The organism is Pseudoalteromonas caenipelagi (assembly GCF_013140855.1).
Taxonomy (GTDB): domain Bacteria; phylum Pseudomonadota; class Gammaproteobacteria; order Enterobacterales; family Alteromonadaceae; genus Pseudoalteromonas; species Pseudoalteromonas caenipelagi.
In genome coordinates this window covers 139,372-158,459 of record NZ_JABBPG010000006.1, presented here as the reverse complement: position 1 = coordinate 158,459, position 19,088 = coordinate 139,372, and the positions used below count along the sequence as shown (strand labels likewise).

General features: G+C 38.5%; 17 protein-coding genes. 14 read left to right on the top strand and 3 right to left on the bottom strand.

The genetic code is table 11. The features are described 5' to 3' along the window. Positions 1-72: 72 nt before the first annotated feature. Both HG263_RS14785 and HG263_RS14780 read left to right on the top strand, forming a co-directional pair. Complete coding sequence (locus HG263_RS14785) at positions 73-1,482, top strand: Slr4 family S-layer protein (protein WP_171626860.1); 1,410 nt, start codon at positions 73-75, stop codon at positions 1,480-1,482. Positions 1,483-1,594: 112 nt separating this feature from the next. After that, entirely contained in the window at positions 1,595-2,143 is a 549-nt protein-coding gene (locus HG263_RS14780) for a hypothetical protein (protein ID WP_171626859.1), read from the top strand. Here HG263_RS14780 and HG263_RS14775 read toward each other — a convergent pair. Both HG263_RS14775 and HG263_RS14770 read right to left on the bottom strand, forming a co-directional pair. Continuing rightward, complete coding sequence (locus tag HG263_RS14775) at positions 2,133-3,407, bottom strand: oligosaccharide flippase family protein (RefSeq protein WP_171626858.1); 1,275 nt, start codon at positions 3,405-3,407, stop codon at positions 2,133-2,135. The genes HG263_RS14780 and HG263_RS14775 overlap by 11 nt on opposite strands. Continuing rightward, a complete protein-coding gene (locus tag HG263_RS14770) occupies positions 3,404-4,285 on the bottom strand; it encodes a sulfotransferase family 2 domain-containing protein (protein ID WP_171626857.1) in 882 nt (293 codons plus the stop codon). The genes HG263_RS14775 and HG263_RS14770 overlap by 4 nt, the downstream gene beginning before the upstream one ends. Before the next feature lie 313 nt (positions 4,286-4,598). Here HG263_RS14770 and wecA (HG263_RS14765) point away from each other — a divergent pair, with 313 nt between their 5' ends. From wecA (HG263_RS14765) to HG263_RS14755, 3 genes are read left to right on the top strand one after another with little or no spacing between them, the layout of a single operon-like run. Next, positions 4,599-5,693: a UDP-N-acetylglucosamine--undecaprenyl-phosphate N-acetylglucosaminephosphotransferase gene (wecA, locus tag HG263_RS14765; protein WP_343043996.1), complete on the top strand. Its 1,095-nt coding sequence runs from the start codon at positions 4,599-4,601 to the stop codon at positions 5,691-5,693. Positions 5,694-5,747: 54 nt separating this feature from the next. Continuing rightward, positions 5,748-7,025 (top strand): oligosaccharide flippase family protein, encoded by a 1,278-nt coding sequence (locus HG263_RS14760; protein ID WP_171626856.1) that lies wholly within the window; start codon positions 5,748-5,750, stop codon positions 7,023-7,025. Next, positions 7,000-8,148, top strand: coding sequence for a glycosyltransferase family 4 protein (locus HG263_RS14755; RefSeq protein WP_281358291.1), 1,149 nt, complete (start codon positions 7,000-7,002; stop codon positions 8,146-8,148). The genes HG263_RS14760 and HG263_RS14755 overlap by 26 nt, the downstream gene beginning before the upstream one ends. A gap of 78 nt (positions 8,149-8,226) precedes the next feature. On the opposite strand, the gene wecA (HG263_RS14750) is transcribed toward HG263_RS14755, so the two are convergent. Continuing rightward, positions 8,227-9,321, bottom strand: a complete 1,095-nt coding sequence (gene wecA / locus HG263_RS14750) for a UDP-N-acetylglucosamine--undecaprenyl-phosphate N-acetylglucosaminephosphotransferase (protein WP_343044000.1) — start codon at positions 9,319-9,321, stop codon at positions 8,227-8,229. Positions 9,322-9,696: 375 nt separating this feature from the next. Here wecA (HG263_RS14750) and HG263_RS14745 point away from each other — a divergent pair, with 375 nt between their 5' ends. The 9 genes from HG263_RS14745 to HG263_RS14705 all read left to right on the top strand — a co-directional run bounded on the left by HG263_RS14745 (position 9,697) and on the right by HG263_RS14705 (position 19,082). Continuing rightward, a complete protein-coding gene (locus HG263_RS14745; protein ID WP_171626853.1) occupies positions 9,697-10,623 on the top strand; it encodes a GumC domain-containing protein in 927 nt (308 codons plus the stop codon). Further along, entirely contained in the window at positions 10,620-11,822 is a 1,203-nt protein-coding gene (locus tag HG263_RS14740) for a glycosyltransferase family 4 protein (RefSeq protein ID WP_171626852.1), read from the top strand. The genes HG263_RS14745 and HG263_RS14740 overlap by 4 nt, the downstream gene beginning before the upstream one ends. Continuing rightward, positions 11,815-12,360 (top strand): acyltransferase, encoded by a 546-nt coding sequence (locus HG263_RS22605; RefSeq protein WP_171626851.1) that lies wholly within the window; start codon positions 11,815-11,817, stop codon positions 12,358-12,360. The genes HG263_RS14740 and HG263_RS22605 overlap by 8 nt, the downstream gene beginning before the upstream one ends. Next, positions 12,360-13,637, top strand: a complete 1,278-nt coding sequence (locus HG263_RS14730) for an O-antigen ligase family protein (RefSeq protein WP_171626850.1) — start codon at positions 12,360-12,362, stop codon at positions 13,635-13,637. The genes HG263_RS22605 and HG263_RS14730 overlap by 1 nt, the downstream gene beginning before the upstream one ends. Beyond that, the gene (locus tag HG263_RS14725) at positions 13,634-14,512 is read left to right on the top strand and encodes a glycosyltransferase (protein WP_171626849.1); all 879 of its coding nucleotides are present in this window, start codon (positions 13,634-13,636) and stop codon (positions 14,510-14,512) included. The genes HG263_RS14730 and HG263_RS14725 overlap by 4 nt, the downstream gene beginning before the upstream one ends. 1 nt (position 14,513) lies before the next feature. Beyond that, positions 14,514-15,611 (top strand): glycosyltransferase, encoded by a 1,098-nt coding sequence (locus tag HG263_RS22705; protein ID WP_171626848.1) that lies wholly within the window; start codon positions 14,514-14,516, stop codon positions 15,609-15,611. Continuing rightward, positions 15,608-16,774, top strand: coding sequence for a nucleotide sugar dehydrogenase (locus HG263_RS14715; RefSeq protein WP_171626847.1), 1,167 nt, complete (start codon positions 15,608-15,610; stop codon positions 16,772-16,774). Before HG263_RS22705 ends, HG263_RS14715 begins: the two co-directional genes overlap by 4 nt. Positions 16,775-16,926: 152 nt before the next feature. Beyond that, the gene (locus HG263_RS14710) at positions 16,927-17,637 is read left to right on the top strand and encodes a WecB/TagA/CpsF family glycosyltransferase (RefSeq protein ID WP_171626846.1); all 711 of its coding nucleotides are present in this window, start codon (positions 16,927-16,929) and stop codon (positions 17,635-17,637) included. Between the two features lie 26 nt (positions 17,638-17,663). Continuing rightward, complete coding sequence (locus HG263_RS14705) at positions 17,664-19,082, top strand: mannose-1-phosphate guanylyltransferase/mannose-6-phosphate isomerase (protein ID WP_171626845.1); 1,419 nt, start codon at positions 17,664-17,666, stop codon at positions 19,080-19,082. Positions 19,083-19,088: the final 6 nt, after the last annotated feature.

The window sequence follows — 19,088 nt, the reverse complement described above, 5'->3', positions numbered from 1 at the left end:
ATAGAAAGTTCTTGGCCTATTGATCCTTCCTAATCAATGGGCCTGTTTCATGAAACTAGGAGAATGGAAATAATGAAACTATTCAAAAAAGCGCTCGTAGCTACGGCTATTTTTGGTGCGATGGGTGCACAAGCTGCTGACTTAACAGATGCAGTTAAATCAACGTCAAAGCAAGGTCTTGAGGTTGCTGCAGCAGCTCCAGCATCTTCAGTACGTGCAATTGTTCGTGAGCAACTTGAAGCAGGTGATCAAATCACTCTAACTTTTGGTGCTGGTGTTACTGGTATAACATCTGTAGCTGTTGATGGTAATAACGACGCTACTGCTACTGCTGCTGATAACCAACTTGGTCTTGTTTATGGTTCAGGTACTTACAAGCTTACACCTGTATCAGTAACTACGACTTCTGGTATCACTACTGTTGTTCTTGAAGTTAAAACAGGTGACCCAGTTACTAAAGATTCGTCTTTCGAAATTCAAGTTCGTGGCGCTAACATTGCTAAAGCAAAAGCAGCTGAAGCGACAGTTACTTACTCAGCGAAATCAGGCTTAACTGGTGCAGCTAAAGATACTACTGGCGACAACAATGGTTCATTCATCGTTCTTAAAGATCAGTATTCTGCATCTATCAAGACTAAAGCGAATGGTGTAATCCAGCGTGATAACGTTAAAATATTCAAATCTGGTGCTGTTGCAACTAATAATACCGATGCTGATACAATCGTTATCACTCTAGCTGATGCTCAAACGCTTCTTTCACCAGCAAATGGTGTAAATGCGCAAGCTAAAGTTACTATTGAAGGTGATTTCTCAAGCACTGCGTTTGATGCTGGTACATTAGCTGCAAACTTTACAATCACAGGTCAAGGTACTAACACTGTAGGTAACCTTGCTCGTGCAAATGATAAGAAATCTATCAGCTTCACTGTAACTGACACAGCTGCAAACGATGGTATCGCTGGCGATTACACTATCACTATGGACAACGCGGCTCAGGACATCAAAGCGACTGCTTTCATTGCTTCTTTAAGTGTTGATGCTGATACAACGTCTGCTACAAACAACGCACAAGAAGTTTTAGCTAAAGTTGACGCTGGTAAGTGGGAACTTGATGCAACTATCATCAACATCCCTTACTTCCCAGTAGGCTTCAGTGGTATTAACACAAGCGTACACTTTGCGAACGAGTCTTCAGCAGCTGCTGACGTAATTATTACTGCTATCTCTGAAGCTGGTACTACTTACTCAACTGCAAACATGGTAGATTACCTACCTGCTAAGAAAGTATTGAAAGTATCTCAAGATACAGTTCGCTCTCTGCTTAAAGACAGCAAAGGCAACACTGTTCCTGAAAATACTAAACTAAGTGTTACTTTCAACATCGATGCTAACGATGGTGACGTTAATGCATATGCTTTCTCTCAGAAAGATGGTGTAGGTCGTCAATCTCTAGTGACTTCACAGCAGAAAGGTATCAAGTAATTTAATACTTGCCTTTTTGATGAAAACCCAGCTTAGGCTGGGTTTTTTTTGCTTTAAATATAAGTATCCCTATATTAAAATTCGAATTTTTCGGATTAGTGTGAGGTTTTTTGTGACTAAAGCATCAATTTTCTTACTTTCTGGACTAGGAGTTTTGCCACTTTTTGCGTCTGCTAATTTATGCCAAATACCTAAAGAGGTGCTGGGTGATTATGAGGGACAAAGGCAAACAATTCCCTTTGGTGAACAGCGTAAAATGTATATTGAGCGTTGGATCATCCAAGAAACGGTAAGTCCGAAATCAGCAGTATTGGCAACCAACATTACCTGCCAAAAAATGGAAGGCATTAAGTTTACGGGCTCAAAAGAAGAATGGAATGGTTTTATAAATTCGATCGCTCAGGGGTTTGTGAAAAACAGTGCAAATGATATTCAATTAACCATGATAGGTGATGACAAAGCGGTGTATAAGGGAACGCTGCCACATCAGGAGTATTCGATAAAAGCTGATTTTGATGGCAACCAACAGATAGTGCATAATATTACTTGGCTTGACTTGACTGACAATACTGCGCTGACCGTATCAGTTAGTGGCAACATTCATTTGGTTGACATGATTTTTGATAAATACAAAGACTTGATCAATAAAATTAAGAATTAGGTCTGAAACACTTAGGGAGTATTTTTAATAAGTACTCCCTTGTAGATTTAAAGAAGAACATAAAGCCAATGCTTGCTATGCAATAAGAAACAACACTGGCTATTGCTGCCCCAATCCCCCCAAATATGGGAATTAAAAACCAATTCAGAAAAATGTTACTTAGAGCTCCAAAAGCATGGCTATACAGGCTGAGTTTGTGATGATTAGATAATACAAGCCACTTACTCATAAATGCTCGACTAAATATAAATAAGCAACCGAGAATATGGATTTGTAATATAGGCACGCTAGGTAGATACTCATCAGTAAACAGTAATATAATAAGAGGCTTAGCGAGCAGCATCATTAAGATTGCGACTAAGCTCGCAATGACAGTAGAGTAAAAGTATAGCCAGCGCTGTAGGTGCCAATAATGACTTATTTGTGTCTTATATAGCTCTACTAGCCTAGGCATTAATACATTACTTACTAATACAGGCAAAACATACCAAAACTCCGATAGCTTGGCTGCTGCAGCATAGTATGCAACTTCCTTATCACCAACCATAGTAGCCAACATTACTTGATCTATTTTCAGGTAAATGATGGCGGCAAGGCTAGATAAAGCAAGCCACTTTCCTCGATGAAATAGTAAATACATACCACGGCGTATATTTTTAGTCGTTGAGAACACATTGTGAAGGTGAACTTGTTTTTGGCGTAAAAGCAAAAGGTAAGCAAAAGCAATACATAGATACTCTAAACCAACAAGCGCGACCCATATACTCAATGGGAGCTCAAAAATAATAGCTAATATTAAAGCGGTTTTGCATACTAGTTTTATTAATAGCCTTGGTATGAGAGGTTTTATTACTGAGTGCTTGGCGATAAAGTAAAACTCTGTCACGTTCAGTGCATTACCAATTTGCAGTGTAACCAGCAGTGCGACAAGTATTGCTTTATTTAGATCCCAAATGAACAGCCCAGATAAAAAGGCAAAAGGGATCGCGATGGTAGAAAAAAGCAGCCTGATAAGTAAAGCCGCTTGCATGTAGTAGGCGCTACTATTCGGGTATAAAGAAAAATATTTACTTGCAACGCTATTGAGGCCCATTTGTGTAAATATTAAAAACAAAGAACCCAGAGAAACAATTGCTGAGAACAGACCGAATAGTTCTGCTCCTGCATATCGAGCCATTAGCAGCGCACTGGTAAAGCTAAGCAGCAGTACTATGATACGCTCGCCAATAAGTAAGGAGCTGTTAAGCCAAGTCAGACGGGTCACGCAAACCTTTCCTGTGCCATTTCAAAGTTTACCTGTTCTTGGTAGCAAAGGGTGTTTAACCGCTGTTTTACGGGCTTAGATTCAAAGTACTCAGTTAGTATATCAACTACATTTCTAGTGCTGGAACTGGTTTGTGCGTTGGTGGAGTTACGAGATTTTATGTTGAGGGAAGTATGAAAGCTGTGCTCAAATTTTTTACTAAATGCATTGAGATCATTTAGAAAACCAACGATTTCAAACCGACTTAAATTATCTAAAAAAGTCTGTTGCAGTGATATCGCCTCTTGTGGATCTTTTGGGTAATGTCCACAAATAAACGCGGTCTGTGTGTTTGCCATTTGCCAGCCTCTGCGACTATTTAGCAGGTCATTAGCTTCCGAAATCAAGTTGTCTACGTTCAACTTATTTGGTGGCATGATTACAAGATTATTAGTTAGTTTATTAAATATATAGTTTGATTTTAATCTGGCGATTGGTTCTCTTAGCACTGTAATGAACTTCGTATTATCATGCTTTTTTAACAGATATTCGTTTACTCCCCAGTGTCCACTGATGTAGTGACGTTGTAGAGATAGAAAGTAGTCTAGGGTTCCCTGAAGTTGTTTAAGGTGATGCTCTCCAAAGTCACAGCTATCTTCTAGCGTCGTGATCGGCCGGTTAAAGCTTGCAATACTTGAAGCGATGCTAGTTGTTCTACACAATCGACGGTCTTCACTTGTGGCCAGTTTTTGTCGTAGTGCATTATCAATTGAAACTCCACCGCATTTTGCAATATGGATAAAAGCCACTGGCTTGGGAGTCGGGCGATTGGTTACTGGGTTGATGGATATGTCGTAACCAAGCAGGTTTACTGCATTTTTTATAATTTGCTTCAGCATGAGTTAAATCAAAGAGCTGGGATATTTTCAAGATCTTAGCACTTTTGAAACCAGCCATAAATAGCCTATATTTATCCGATATTTTTAATTATAAACGGGCGGCTTAAAGCTAAATCAGGCCAAACGAAAGGGGCCGTCGCACGTTTAAAAATAACGGTACATCATGACTGTTATAATTCTTCACATTTAGCTTTAATTAGTAGTTCTATAGGTGAGTGACTAAAGAGGGCACTTATTATATAATCCTCCTCCGCTTGACTTTCTAACAAGGCAAGTAACTACATAATGTTTTTTCTGATAGGGTTTAGTTTTTGTGCTAATAGATAACATAGGGGTCTTTTTGACCGCTTTTGTAAGCTTGTTTTTTTTTAGAAAGCTAGCAAAAATGGTAAATTTAGTTGATTCACCTAGTGAGCGCAAAGTTCATGTGGGGAGAGTGCCTCTTGTTGGAGGGCTTGCTATTTTTGTTGTGGTCTTTCTTTATCTATGGTTTTCATCAAACCCAATCGATAACTTTGAGTTGTATTTAGCATGTGCAAGCACTTTACTTGTTATTGGTGTTATCGATGATCTTAAGGATGTTTCCTTCAAAATAAGGCTACTCATTCAAGCCGTAGTGGCTCTGGCTATGATCGTATTTGCAGAACTGAAGTTAACAAATATGGGAATGCTTGTCGGGCCTTTTGAGCTGCATATAGGATATTTTGGAGTTCTTGCAACGGTAGTGGTGGTAGTTGGCGCTATTAATGCCTTTAATATGGTTGATGGTATTGATGGCCTATTGGGAGGGTTAGCTATTGTTTCCTTTAGCTCTATGGCGGTACTTTTCTACCTTTCAGGGCTGGAGCAGCTATTTGCATTGACAGTTGTAATTGTCGTTGCAACTTTTCCTTACATTTTAATGAACCTCGGCATTCCTCTAGGTAGGCGCTTTAAAGTTTTTATGGGTGATGCTGGCAGTACGGTGATTGGATTTACTGTCGTATGGCTACTACTTGAAGGCTCTCAAGGGGATGTAAAAGCTTTAGACCCTGTAACAGGGTTATGGATAGCCGCGATACCCATTATGGATGCAGTTTCTACGATAACTCGACGCATTAAAAAAGGTATGTCGCCTTTCAAACCCGATCGAGAGCACCTTCACCACATTTTGCAAAGATTAGGTGTGGGGCCAAAGATGACCCTTGTGGTCATTTGTACTATTGCAAGCTTGTTCGCAAGTGTTGGTATTATCGCTCAGCTATATCAAGTACCTGATTATATTATGTTTTACAGTTTTCTTCTGTGCCAAGTACTTTATAATCAAGTTATGATTAATATTTGGAGGATCACGGTGGTTATGCGCCGTATCTTGGGGATCCGAAAAAGTTCAGCAACCCCAAAAGATGAAGAATATTTAGACTCTTAAATATCAAATTACACTGCAAAGTGGTGGCCAATATCAATCTAAAAAGGCAGCAGAGTGTTTCGTAAATTAATGAAGCAGGCAAGTGTTTTACTTGGAGGAAACCTTTCAGCGTCCGTCTTGAACTTTTTATCAGTAGCGGTGGCATTGAAAGCATTAGGGGTAGAGTCGTTCGGTGCTGTTACGCTACTACAAAGCTATATTTTGGTTATAAGTTTGTGTTTTAACCCGCAAGCATGGCAAGGGCTAATACGCTACCTTCACCTTGAAAAAGATAAGGCTTCGCTTATAAAGTTAACCCTTTACTACGATTTTTTATGTGCAGTATTGGGCACTTTACTTGCTGTGTGTCTTACGGATTTATATTTATCTTTTTTTGATTTAAGTGAATATTCCCACTTATTAAAATACTCTTCTCTTTATATACTTGTAAATCAAACTAGTGTCGCGATAGGTGTTTTAAGATACCACGAACGCTATACTGTGTTGGCGTTGCAGAGTGTTATTAGTGCTGTGATATTTTTTGTATGTGCTTTAGTAGGTTACTGGCAGTCTTATAGTATTGAGTTTTACGTCATATCATACCTGCTATCATTAACTATTGGTGTTATATATATTCAGCTATGTTCAATACAGCCAATTAAGCAATTACTTGGTACTCAATGTAGTAAAAAAATGTCTAATACAGATAAAGGCACCTTTAATAAGTTTAACTACACTGTACATTTAACGGCTTTGGCAGATATACCCGTTAAGCAATTAGATAACATACTTGTTGGCGCTGTCGTATCTGTTGGTGCCGCTGGCGCATATAGAGTAATAAAACAAATAGCGACAATATCAACAAAAGTTACAGGGCCTTTGAATCAAGTTTTATACCCTGAAGTGAGCAACTTACTGGCTGAAAAAGCTTATAGTAAAGTACGCTATGCTATGAGCAAACTAATATTATTCTTGCTTGTTCCATCATTAGTTGTTGTGTTATTTGCCACCATGACTGCTGATTATTGGATTCTAGCAATGTTTTCGCAGGAACTAGTCGAGTATAAATGGCATATTGGCGCATTCTTAATTATGCATGCGGTTGCTACTGCATTTACGCCCATTCACCCTGTTTTTCTAGCGCTTGGGTATGTCAAAAAGCTCTTTTATATTACTCTTATCTCTAATTTAGTATTGTGTTTGGCTATTGTTATATTGGGCCCATATATTGAACTTTGGGGCGTATTGCTTGCGATTTTTTTACAGTACTTTTTAACTATAGCGTGGAAATTTCCACTGATTTTGAAGCGATTAACAGAGCAGGCGAATGAGAGTCTTACATTACATACCTAATTTTTCCATTACCACAGAAACATTCATTTATGATCAAGTAATGAGTATCGAAAAAGAGGGGATAACGTCTGCAGTACTTACAGCCAATAGGGTAAACAAACCGAATCGCCCATTTTCTACAGTATATGTCGCGGCAATTAAAAAAGTGTTTAATGGGCGTTTAACTCACGCTTTAGCATTTCGTTTTGAGTTGTTGCCGTATCTAATAGACTATGATGCTTGGGAGATGGTGATAGATGAGTTTAAGCCAGATGTGATCCATTGTCACACTGGACATGCGGTAAAAACGTGTATACATGTAAGTGAGAGGTTGGGGCTTAACATTCCTTTGGTGGCTTCATTACATGGCTCAGATGTAAATAGTGAGCCTTTAATTAGAAAAAAATATCAGCGTGTACTTTCTAAAGCTGGCAAAAAGAAGAACGTATTCTGGACGGTACCATCTAAGTTTTTAAGGCAAAAAACCATCCAAAACTTAGCTATCCCAAAAGATAAAATTTCGATTGTGTATAATGCGATCAATCGCTGTTTTACGACTTATACAAGTAATGTTGAATTTGATGAGTTGAGAATAATATGTGTTGGCCGCTTTATTCCTTGCAAAGGGCATATCTTCCTAATCGAAGCTTTTAGTATGTTATTAGAACAATACCCTCGCGCTCAGTTGACACTAGTTGGTAGTGGTGCTTTAGAAAATGAGTTGGCTCAACAGATAAAAAGTATGAATATGCAACATCAAGTAAAGATTATATCTTATATTAATCATGATGAATTACCTAGCTTACTGTCTGAACACAATATTTATGTACAACCGTCAATAAAAGACGATGTTACAGCGCAGGAAGAATCCTTTGGTGTTGCGGCTCTAGAAGCAATGGCAATGGGCTTACCTACAGTTGTGACAGAGTGTGGTGGACTTTCTGAGCTAGCCAGCGTTTGTCTTAAAGATACGATACAAGTCGTAAAGCAAAAGGATAGTCGTGGACTCATGGAAGCTGTGAGGGTACTTTTTGAAGCTAAACCTCTACAATCTTTGAAAAATAGGGAGAGAATCAAAGACACTTTTTCGAATGAGAGAAATGTAACTAGTATTGTAAAAATTTACGAAGAGTCACAAAAATAACCTTGAGTCATAGGGAAATTAAATATTTATTTTTATTCATAATTTTATGACTATTACTCATGTTAATAAATTTAGATACTATCCTCTAGATGGGTTAGTCAAAGGCTCTTCTTTTACATAGCTCTGTCGGGGTTTACTGTTAGATCTTATCCCAAAACGACGGCGAATTCTCACTGTAATGCGCCAGATCCTACTCATAATATAAAAGTAGGCAAAGTTAACTAATATAAAGCCCCAGAACATAATGTAATTAGGTATCCCGATTACCTCTGAGATAACACCAAATGTGGCGAACACGAAAGCGATAAAGCAAATGGCAAGTAATGCCAGTCTTGGTGTTAAGCCAAGACGAATAAGAATATGATGCAAATGTTCTCTGTCTGGTTTAAATGGTGACTGCCCTTTTTTTAGCCTTCTAAAAATCGTTGATAGCGCATCCATAACTGGTACTGCGGTTATCCAAAGTCCAGTTATCGCATCAAACGAGCGAGAGGGTCCTTGTGAACCTTCTATAAGTAACCAGACTACCGTAAATCCAATCACCGTACTGCCCGCATCTCCCATAAAAACCTTAAACCTAGCACCAAAAGGAATACCAATATTCATTAAAATATAAGGGATAGTTGCAATCACAATAACTAGCGAGAAAGACAATAGTTGTGTGTGCCCAGACAAGAGAAATAATACAGACATAGCACCAAAAGTAACGGTTGCCATACCTCCAAGTAGACCATCTATACCGTCCACCATGTTGAAGGCATTTATTGCTCCAATTACTGCAATAAATGTCAAAAAGTAGCCAATATAAAAGATGTTTAACTCGAATGGACCGATAAGGTAGCCCAAGTTGGTTAAGACCAGTTCGCCACCTATCATCATAACTAAAGACGTAAATGCTTGTATTGCGAGTCTTAGTTTAAAGTCCAAATCTTTTAAATCGTCCCAAACTCCAATAAGTAGTAAAAAACCCGCAGAACACAGGTATAGATTTGAATGGCTTAAAGTTGAGGGGGAGACGCATAAGTAACTGAAAACAATAATGAAAATTGATAGTCCTCCGACCAGAGGAATTTTCCCTACATGGTGCTTTCTTTCATTAGGAGTGTCAACTAAGTTTATCACTTTTGCCAACTTCCGGAACAGAAAGAGGCTCACAAAGGCCGCGAGAAACACACTTAAGTTATTTACTATCACTTTAAACAATACCTAGTTTGAGTTGGTAATAGAAACGTCGACTAACGCGCCTTATCATTTTGTTAATACGCATAATATGTACAGAATTGCTCGTCCCCATATAAAGCAAAGAGCATAGTCGAACAATTAGCATTAGTCACAATTTATAAAAATGCAAACAACATTACATGATTAGCACAATACATCAATCGTAACCAAGGAAGTGTTTTTTTTTGTAAATAAGGTCCGTTTTTTAACTGTGCTTGTTTTATAACTTTATAAAGGAACGCATGATTCCTATAAACGCTATTTTAAAGGGCTGCAATTTTGCTATAATGTCGGCCATTTTTGTTGGTTATTTGGTTATAAAACTATATGGATAGTAATCATAGTGCTATCGAGCAGGATATAAGCTCTACTTTTGCTCGCATCTTGAAATATAAGTGGGTCGTTATCATAGGTACTTTGTTATCTGCGGTACTGTCGGTATTTATCGCCATTAATCAACCGAATCTATATACAGCTAAAAGCTACTTAGTCCCTACAAACTCAAACGAGGGGGGCGGGCTGTCAAAACTCGCTGGTCAATTTGGTGGATTGGCGAGTGTGGCTGGTATCTCATTAGGAGGTAATGACGGTAACGATATTGATGCAGCCTTAGAATTTATGAAAAGCAGGGGCTTTTTGCATACATTTATCGAAAAAAGAGCTTTGTTACCCGAAATACTGGCGTTGGAGTTATGGGATCAACAAACAAACACTTATATCTACGATCTAGAACAGTACAACCCTGAGACTAAGACTTGGGTAAGAAAAGCACAACCAGGCAAGAGTGTGATACCTACACCTTGGGAAGGTTATATTGCTTTAACTAAGAGTATTGATGCTTTGTATATGAAGAAAAAAGGCTTGGTTGAGATCAAAGTGACTACTGTATCCCCAGAGTTATCAGTGAAAATTTTGCAATGGTTAATAGAGGATGTTAACGAGTTTTGGCGTAAAAAGGATAAAGATGAAGCTGAAGAAGCAATTAACTACTTAAAAGATCGAGCATCTGAAACAAGCATAGCAGAATTGCAAACCGTGTTTTATGAGTTAATAGCGGAGCAAACTCGTTCTAAACTCTTATCATCCATAGGGGATTATCATTTACTAAAACCATTATCTCCGATTATTTTACCAGAAGAAAAGTCAGGACCATCACGCGCGATTATTTGCTTAGGGATTACGTTGTTGGGTGGTTTATTCTCGCTCGTAATTACATTTGTATTAGCTTTGAGCTCTAGGGCGAAGGGACAATGAATAATAAAACTTCTCAGCCGTGTGTGTTTCTTACTAGCAACCAGTACAAACCTAATATTGGTGGTATAGAAAACTCTTTGTACCACCTCGGTCAAGAGTATAAAAACTTGGGGTATCAAGTTGTAATTATCGCCAGTGATTTGAATCCTGAGAATAAAGAACTTTGTGAGTTTGAAGATGAAGATGGCGTTACTATATATAGATATAAAGCTAAGCAGGGCTCTGGTTTCTTAGGGTTTGCCAAGCATGCGCTCAACGCTATCCGATTATATAAAAAGTTGCTCAAATTGTACCAACCACAAGTAACTATATGTCGTTTTCACTTTAATTTAGTATTACTCAAAGTTGTAGGATACAAAAATATTGTATACCTCGTGCCTGGAGTAGTTGAAAATGAGACTAGGGCGAGTTTACAAATACAAAATAGTGTAATTGGCTTGGTAAAAAGTAAGCTTTCTTTTGCGTTACATAAAACAATGCAGAAGTTAGCGTTTTCTTTCACTGATAAATTATTTGTTTTTAGTGAAAATATGCGCGATCAGATAAGAAGAATCAATCGTACTAAGCCAATTTACATTTGCAAACCAGGTGTTAGTCTGGCGCGTTTTACTATATTAAAGCGTAGCGAAAAATTAATTCGGCGCGAGAGTCTGGGAATCAAGACCGCTGGACCTGTGTTTTTCTGTATTGGTAGATTTGTTAAGGCGAAAGGCTTTGATACAGCAATAAAGGCATTGCATTCATTGAACGATAGTAGTGCGCAGCTATGGCTATTGGGCGAAGGTCCTGAAGAAGCAGAATTAAAAAAACTATCTCATGAACTACAGGTAAGTGAGCAAATTAAGTTTTTGGGGCGTCAAAGTTGCCCTGAAAAATATTATCAAGCTGCCGATTTCTTTATTATGTCTTCGACATATGAGCCTCTAGGACAAACGATACTTGAAGCATTAGCGTGTGGACTTCCTATCATCGCAGCGAAGTCCAGCACAAGTATTATAACTGCAACCAGTGAAATGTTATCAGAAACGAAAAATATACTACTTGAAGAGTATTCCCCCACAGCATTTTCAGCCGCGATGCAAAACTATATATCGCTCAGTGAGCTTGCTTATGAGTCTTTCCAAGTTGAGAACCGTGATTTAGCTGAATCGAAGTTTAGCTGGCTCAAGTTGGCTAAGGAGCTAGCGACATATGATTAGGTTTGCTTATTTATGTGCCAAAGTCGCCAGCCGTTTATTGCCCATTTCCAAGTTACAGAACCTTACTGATAGACTAGCCCATCAATGTATTATGGCTCGCTATCGGTCTCAAGGTGCAACTATTGGGGATAACTGCGTGATTATCAATACTACTTTATCATCGTCAAGCAAAGGAGATAAATTCTTCATTGGTGATAATTGTACTATAACAGGAGCAACCCTATTAGGGCATGATGCGTCACCTACTTTATTTTTGGATGAACTCATTGTTCATGAACAAAGTTATCTCCGGGGATCAAGGCGCTCTTACAGATCACCTATTACGATAGGAAATAACGTCTTTATCGGCTGGGGAAGTATTGTTCTACCTGGAGTTCACATCGGCGATGACTGTGTTATCGGTGCGGGAAGTGTGGTGACGAGGGATATTCCTGCAGGTCACGTTGCAGCAGGAAATCCAGCTAAGGTGATAAAACCGACTCAAGAATATATAGAAGCATATCGTCGATTGTTAGATGAAAAGCCTGGTAACTTCTAATGGAACAAGTACAGGTAGCGAGTAGTCAATCCGAGCCATCTATGGCGCATAAAATTTGTGTGCTTATGATGAGTATTTACCTTTTGGCTGATATTGCATCGGGTTTTACCGTGATACAGTTAGGAGTAGATTTAAAGATTTCTCTGCTATTTAAGCTTCCTCTCACAATTTTGATATTTACTTTAGTCTTTGTGCTAAATCCCAATTATTTTACAGTATTGTGTAGTGTGCTGGGCTTTTTGCTGATCGGCCCCGTCCTACAGCTACTAAGTAAAGCTGATTTAGCTTTTTTTATTGCTGACTTTTCACTCGTCTATAAAATGCTATTGCCTATGTCTATTTTTGTGTACTTTGGGTTATTGGCCATGCATTGGAGAGCTTTTACAGTCAAGTGGCTTGAGAGGATCTTACTCAGTAACTTTCTCATTTTGAGCATTAACTTACTCATTGGGGCACTCGGCTTTGGGCGTGCCAGTTACTCATTAAGGGATGGTGAAACAGCTGGCTCCAATGGTTATATTTACGCTGCAAATGAGCTTGGTGCAACGATGATCGTCTTATTTTCTTTTGTTCTGCACTGGTTTTGGAATTATCAGCGTAAGTGGTACTTTATCTTTTCACTAGTGACACTATTTTTTGGCTTTTTGGTTGCAACTAAAACAGCAATGCTATCCGCATTATTACTTATATTTTTGATCCCCCTCGCAAATGAGAGAGAAAAGGTTTTCAAATTTACTAAGTTAAAAGCATATATCTTAGTTCCTCTTTGTATTGTTGCGACCATCATTATGCTTCTTATTGCTGATCTACTAAAGGCTATTGGGTTATATGATAAGTTTCTTTGGGTATTAACGGAAAAAGGAGTCCTTGGAGTTATTTTATCTGGGCGAGATATGTATGCATATGACTTATGGGTAGTGTATATCGAATACTTAGATACATGGCAACAGTTCATAGGCGTGGGGAGCGCAGGTATAGCACAGTTTTTACCCATTAAATATTCCGCTGAAATTGATGTGGTAGATACATTGGTATGGTTTGGTTTTTTTGGGCTATTGGTGTGCCTAGCATTTTACTTATTTACATTTACTAAATCATTAAAGCAATTTGTTGATTCTAAATCAAAATATAGCCCTTGTGTTGTTGTCGGTTCGTTTATATTACTGTTCTTAGCTCAATTAAGTGGGCATGTATGGATGTCTGGCACATTGGGTATTGCACTTGGCTGCTTTTTATCTTTGTTATGGGTTGATAGAGAACCAAAGGAGCTGGCTTGAAAGAAGAACTGCCATTAGTGTCCATTTGGATGCCGACTTGTAATCGACTAACTCTATTGAAAAGAGCCGTAGCATCAGTTCTTTCTCAGACATACCCCAATATAGAGCTGTTTATTGTTGATAATGGTTCGACCGATGGTACATCTGAATACCTAGAGCAACTGAGCGCAAAATATAGCCAGATTCGTTACCATCGTTTTCCAACAAATCTAGGTGCTTGCGAGGCGCGGAACTATGCTATTGAAAACTCATTAGGGGAGTTTGCCACGGGAATAGATGACGATGATGAATTTTTACCAACGCGTATAGCTGATTTATTTGAGGCGTATAATGATAATTACGCCTTTGTTTGTAGTGGTTATATTTGGGACTATGGGAAAATCCGTAGGTCGTTGTTGAATTCAGATCTAATTATCAATTTGGAGCAGCAACTTAATTTTAATCAGGCTTCAAATCAAATATTTACCAAGCGGCAAAAATTAATAGAAGCAGGTATGTTTGATACCACCATTGTCTCTTCGCAGGATTGGGAATTTTGGACGCGGATGATTATTCGCTATGGGGCTGCGAAACGAGTCGGAACTGCAACTTATATAGTTCACACCGCACACGATAAACCAAGGATCACGGATAGTATTGATAATCGTTCAATTGGTCTGCATCAATTCTATGATCGCTATGGGCACCTTATGTCTAAAAGCAATCACAAATGCTTTAATTTTTTGGTGCATTATAGTGAAGGAAAAAAAACGACTTTCAAGGATGTAATACGATATTTCACTCCCGCGATCTTCGGCAAATTAATACGTGCTTGGCTAGCGACCTTATTCCCTCTGTTGGCGAAAAAGCGCCTAGAACTCTTTAAACGAGATTAATGTGAGTAGAATTTGTTTTATTTCTAACCTTTTCCCTTCTGAAAAGGATCCTTCGTTTGGCAGTTTTGTCGGTAAAAACTATGCTCAATTTGAAGAAACTGGCCATGAAATTGTGAGTAAAGTTGTGATTGACCATAGGGCAAAGGGGCTACGCAAGTTACTTTGTTACATTCGCTTTATTTACCAAGGGATTTTTGCATTAGCAAAGCGCAACTATGATGTCGTCTATATACATTACCTAACGTATTCAACAATTTGTTTGTTACCCTTCTTGGTCTTTAGCAAACCTAAATATGTTATTAATGTACATGGAGATGATTTAGTTGGTGCTTCACTTATACATAAAATAATGGGATTAAGCTCTCCTTGGGTGATTAAACATAGCGCAGCTATTGTTGTGCCTTCTGAGTATTTTAAAACAAGATTGTTAGACATGTATCCTTGGTACAGTAAGCAAAACGTTATTGTTTCTGAATCTGCTGGCGTTGACTTCGATTTATTTAAACCTCAATCTGAAGTTATCAAAGACAAATTTAATTTAGGGTATGTATCGCGTATTGATGAGGGGAAAGGCTGGCCAGAGCTACTTAAGGCCATTGCGCTTATCAAGTCAAAAACACCTGAGCGTTTGAGTTCTTTTGAGCTGAATATGTATGGTACTGGCGCTCAGGTCGAAGAACTAAGACAAATGATTGATAGTTTAAAGCTTAACTCTTTAGTCCGCTATCATGGTGCGTTAGCGCAAAGTCAACTTGTAGAGCAATACAATGCTATGAGCGCATTTATCTTCCCAACGCATAGAGAAAGCTTTGGATTAGTTGCCGTTGAAGCTTTAGCTTGCGGTACTCCTGTTTTAGCCTCTAACATTAGCCCTGTAAACGAAGTCGTGAAGCATGGTATTAATGGTTTACTTTTTGACGTAAAAAATGAGCACTCAATTGCTAAAAGTATAATTGAGTTGATAGATATGAAGCCTGAACGTTATCAAGAAATGAAACGTTCTACGCGCAGCTCTGTGCTGTGTTATGAGTCTAATAATGTTATTAGCACGCTAAATGAAAACTTAACAAAAAGGTCAATTTTTAAAACATGTCGATGAAAATTGTAGTAGTAGGCACAGGGTATGTGGGGTTGTCCAACTCTGTACTCCTTGCTCAGCACAATGAAGTGGTTGCTTTAGATATAGTGCAGCAGCGTGTTGATTTAATCAATAGCGGTCAATCTCCAATTGTAGATAAAGAAATCAGTGAGTTTTTGACGTCTAAAAAGTTAAATTTGACAGCTACAACAGACAGAGCGATGGCTTATCTTGGGGCCGATTTTGTTGTGGTTGCAACGCCCACTGATTACGACCCTGAGACTAACTACTTTAATACAAAGAGTGTTGAGTCTGTAATCAAAGACGTACTAGCATTTAATCCAAGTGCAGCTATAGTGATCAAGTCTACAGTGCCTGTTGGATATACTGAACGAGTACGTGAGCGATTCAATACAAAAAATATCATCTTTTCTCCTGAGTTCTTAAGAGAAGGTAAAGCGTTATATGACAACTTGTATCCTTCTAGGATAATTGTCGGAGAGCGCTCACAAAGGGCGGAAGCGTTTGCCAATTTATTACGTCAAAGTGCCTTTAAGGAAAACATTGATGTTTTGTTCACGGATTCGACCGAAGCTGAAGCGATTAAGCTATTTTCTAACACGTATCTAGCAATGCGTGTTGCATATTTCAATGAGTTAGATAGCTATGCTGAAACACATGGATTAGATTCTAAACAAATCATTGAAGGGGTTGGTCTTGACCCTCGTATTGGAAAACACTACAACAACCCATCATTTGGATATGGGGGATATTGCTTACCTAAAGATACCAAGCAACTGCTCGCTAATTATCAGGATGTACCAAATAATATGATAGCGGCAATTGTAGAGGCAAATACAACAAGAAAAGATTTTATTGCAAACTCTATTTTAGCGAAACAGCCAAAAGTAGTAGGCATTTATAGACTTGTTATGAAGTCAGGCTCAGACAACTTTAGAGCTTCGGCCATTCAAGGCGTCATGAAAAGGATCAAGGCTAAAGGTATTCCCGTTATTGTATATGAGCCTAGTTTCGAGGAAGAGTTGTTTTATAATTCAGAAGTTATTACACAACTATCTGAGTTTAAAGAAAGGGCAGATATTATTGTTTCAAATAGAATGGTGGAAGAGCTGTTTGATGTTAAAGACAAAGTGTACACGCGCGATTTATTTGGTAGCGATTAGTGCTTAAACTAAATGCTGTTTAACCCTTGTAGTTTTTGAGAGTGAGTGCTTTAATACGCGCCTTTTATTTGTTTGGTCTCGATTTAAGTAACGCTTAAGTCGACTTGATGACTGAATGCGTTTTTTGCAAAATTTTGTATAGGTAATGTGTAATGGAAGAGCAGTTTTTTGGTTTGAACTTTCGGGGTTTAGATTTAAACGAGGTTTTAACCCTAACTGACGACATAAAGTTTATCGTTACTGTTAATGCCGAGTTTATTATAGCCGCACACAAAGATGATGAGTTTAAGTGTATTATTAACAGCAACTTTGCCACGTTAGATGGGCAAATTCCATTTTATTTTGCAAAAAAGAAAACGGACAAGCGAATTGAAAAGATCAGTGGCTCAGACTTGATCTTTAATGTTGTTAGCAATGCCAGACCAGAACACAGAATTTTTTTGCTTGGTGATAAACCAGAACATAATGCCGCCGCCGTTTCGGTAGCTAAAGAGCAATATCATGCGGATTGTTATGGCTACTCCCCCGATTTTGAGCCATTCCCTTTTTCAGCTAGTACAAATGAAAAGATTTTAGCTGAAATAGAAAAAGTAAAACCTACCTATTTATTTGTTGCGTTTGGGGCGAAGAAACAAGAGTTTTGGATCCATCAGAATTTAGCATCATTAAAGCTAATGGGTGTTAAGTGGGTGGTTGGCTGTGGCGGTAGCATTTCATTTTTATCTGGTAATGTTAAACGTGCGCCAAAACTAGCTCAAAGGCTTGGCTTAGAAAGTGTTTTTAGGTTTTTCCAAGAGCCAAAAATGTTTAGGCTAATGAGAATTATCAAAAGTTTTGAGTTTTTTAAATATATTCATAAATAACTGGCAATTTCAAAAAGAGTTTAGCGATGAAAGAAATTAATATTTGTCCAGTGATTATGGCTGGTGGCTCAGGAACGCGTTTATGGCCTCTATCAAGAGGAAACTACCCTAAACAGTTTTTATCTCTTGGCGGCCAGTCAGAAACAATGCTGCAAAAAACCATATTGCGTCTAGAGGGCTTGAATCATATGCCTCCTATGTTGATTTGCAATGAAGAGCACCGCTTTATTGTGGCTGAACAGATACGTCAGATAGGGGAAAAACACGGCGGTATTTTTTTAGAGCCCATAGGTAAAAATACGGCTCCCGCTATTGCATTGGCTGCTTTTAAAGCAATAGAAAATAACCAAGATCCTTTATTGCTGGTGCTTGCTGCAGATCATGTAATTGAAGACGTGGATGCATTTCATCAAGCAGTAAGCAACGCAGAAGAACATGCAAAATCGGACAAACTCGTGACTTTTGGTATTGTCGCAAGTAGTCCCGAGACTGGTTATGGTTATATTCAAAAAGGTCCCATGCAAGGATCTGGATATCAAGTTAAGGAATTTGTTGAAAAGCCAGATGAGCGTACAGCTCAGCAATATATTGACTCCGGAGATTACTACTGGAATAGCGGTATGTTTTTATTTAAAGCTAGCCGTTATTTGGAAGAACTCAAAACACACCGCCCTGATATTTATGAAGCGTGCCAAAAAGCGATCGAAGTGCAAAACGTAGATATGGATTTTATTCGCATCGATAGAGAAGCTTTTACGGATTGCCCTGACGAGTCAATTGATTATGCAGTAATGGAGCATACCAAGGAAGCTATTGTGATCCCCATGGATGCTAAGTGGAGCGATGTAGGCGGTTTTGAGGCGCTATGGCAGGTACAAGAAAAAGACAGTAATGGTAATGCGTTAAGTGGCGATGTAATGGTACTTGATACCAATGAATCATTAATCTTGTCTGAAAATAAGTTAGTAGCGACAATTGGTGTGAGTAACTTAGTTGTTATAGCGACAAAAGATGCGGTGTTAGTGGCAGATAAAGCTAAAGCCCAACAAGTGAAATCAATTGTTAGTCAGTTAAAGTCACAGCAGCGCAAAGAGGTTAAGTACCACAGAGAAGTTTACAGACCATGGGGTAAGTATGACTCGATTGATACAGGAGAGCGTTTTCAGGTTAAACGAATCACCGTTAAACCAGGTGCAAAACTCAGTGTACAAATGCACCATCATCGTGCTGAACATTGGATTGTGGTATCGGGCACTGCCAAAGTGACAATAGATAACACTGAGCAATATTTAACAGAAAACGAGTCTGTATACATACCTATTACCGCAGTACATGCTCTTGAGAACCCAGGCAAGGTGGATCTTGAGCTTATTGAAGTTCAATCGGGTAGCTATTTGGAAGAAGATGACATCGTTCGTTTTGAAGATAGGTATGGTCGAAGTTAGCAATCA

Excerpts from the sequence above, each read along its gene's own strand:
- HG263_RS14705 (WP_171626845.1), top strand. The coding sequence starts at position 17,664 with ATGAAAGAAATTAATATTTGTCCAGTGATTATGGCTGGTGGCTCAGGA.
- HG263_RS14740 (WP_171626852.1), top strand. The coding sequence starts at position 10,620 with ATGAATAATAAAACTTCTCAGCCGTGTGTGTTTCTTACTAGCAACCAG.
- HG263_RS14710 (WP_171626846.1), top strand. The coding sequence starts at position 16,927 with ATGGAAGAGCAGTTTTTTGGTTTGAACTTTCGGGGTTTAGATTTAAAC.
- HG263_RS14730 (WP_171626850.1), top strand. The coding sequence starts at position 12,360 with ATGGAACAAGTACAGGTAGCGAGTAGTCAATCCGAGCCATCTATGGCG.
- HG263_RS14770 (WP_171626857.1), bottom strand. The coding sequence starts at position 4,285 with ATGCTGAAGCAAATTATAAAAAATGCAGTAAACCTGCTTGGTTACGAC.
- HG263_RS22605 (WP_171626851.1), top strand. The coding sequence starts at position 11,815 with ATGATTAGGTTTGCTTATTTATGTGCCAAAGTCGCCAGCCGTTTATTG.
- HG263_RS14785 (WP_171626860.1), top strand. The coding sequence starts at position 73 with ATGAAACTATTCAAAAAAGCGCTCGTAGCTACGGCTATTTTTGGTGCG.
- HG263_RS14715 (WP_171626847.1), top strand. The coding sequence starts at position 15,608 with ATGAAAATTGTAGTAGTAGGCACAGGGTATGTGGGGTTGTCCAACTCT.
- HG263_RS14755 (WP_281358291.1), top strand. The coding sequence starts at position 7,000 with ATGAGAGTCTTACATTACATACCTAATTTTTCCATTACCACAGAAACA.
- HG263_RS14745 (WP_171626853.1), top strand. The coding sequence starts at position 9,697 with ATGGATAGTAATCATAGTGCTATCGAGCAGGATATAAGCTCTACTTTT.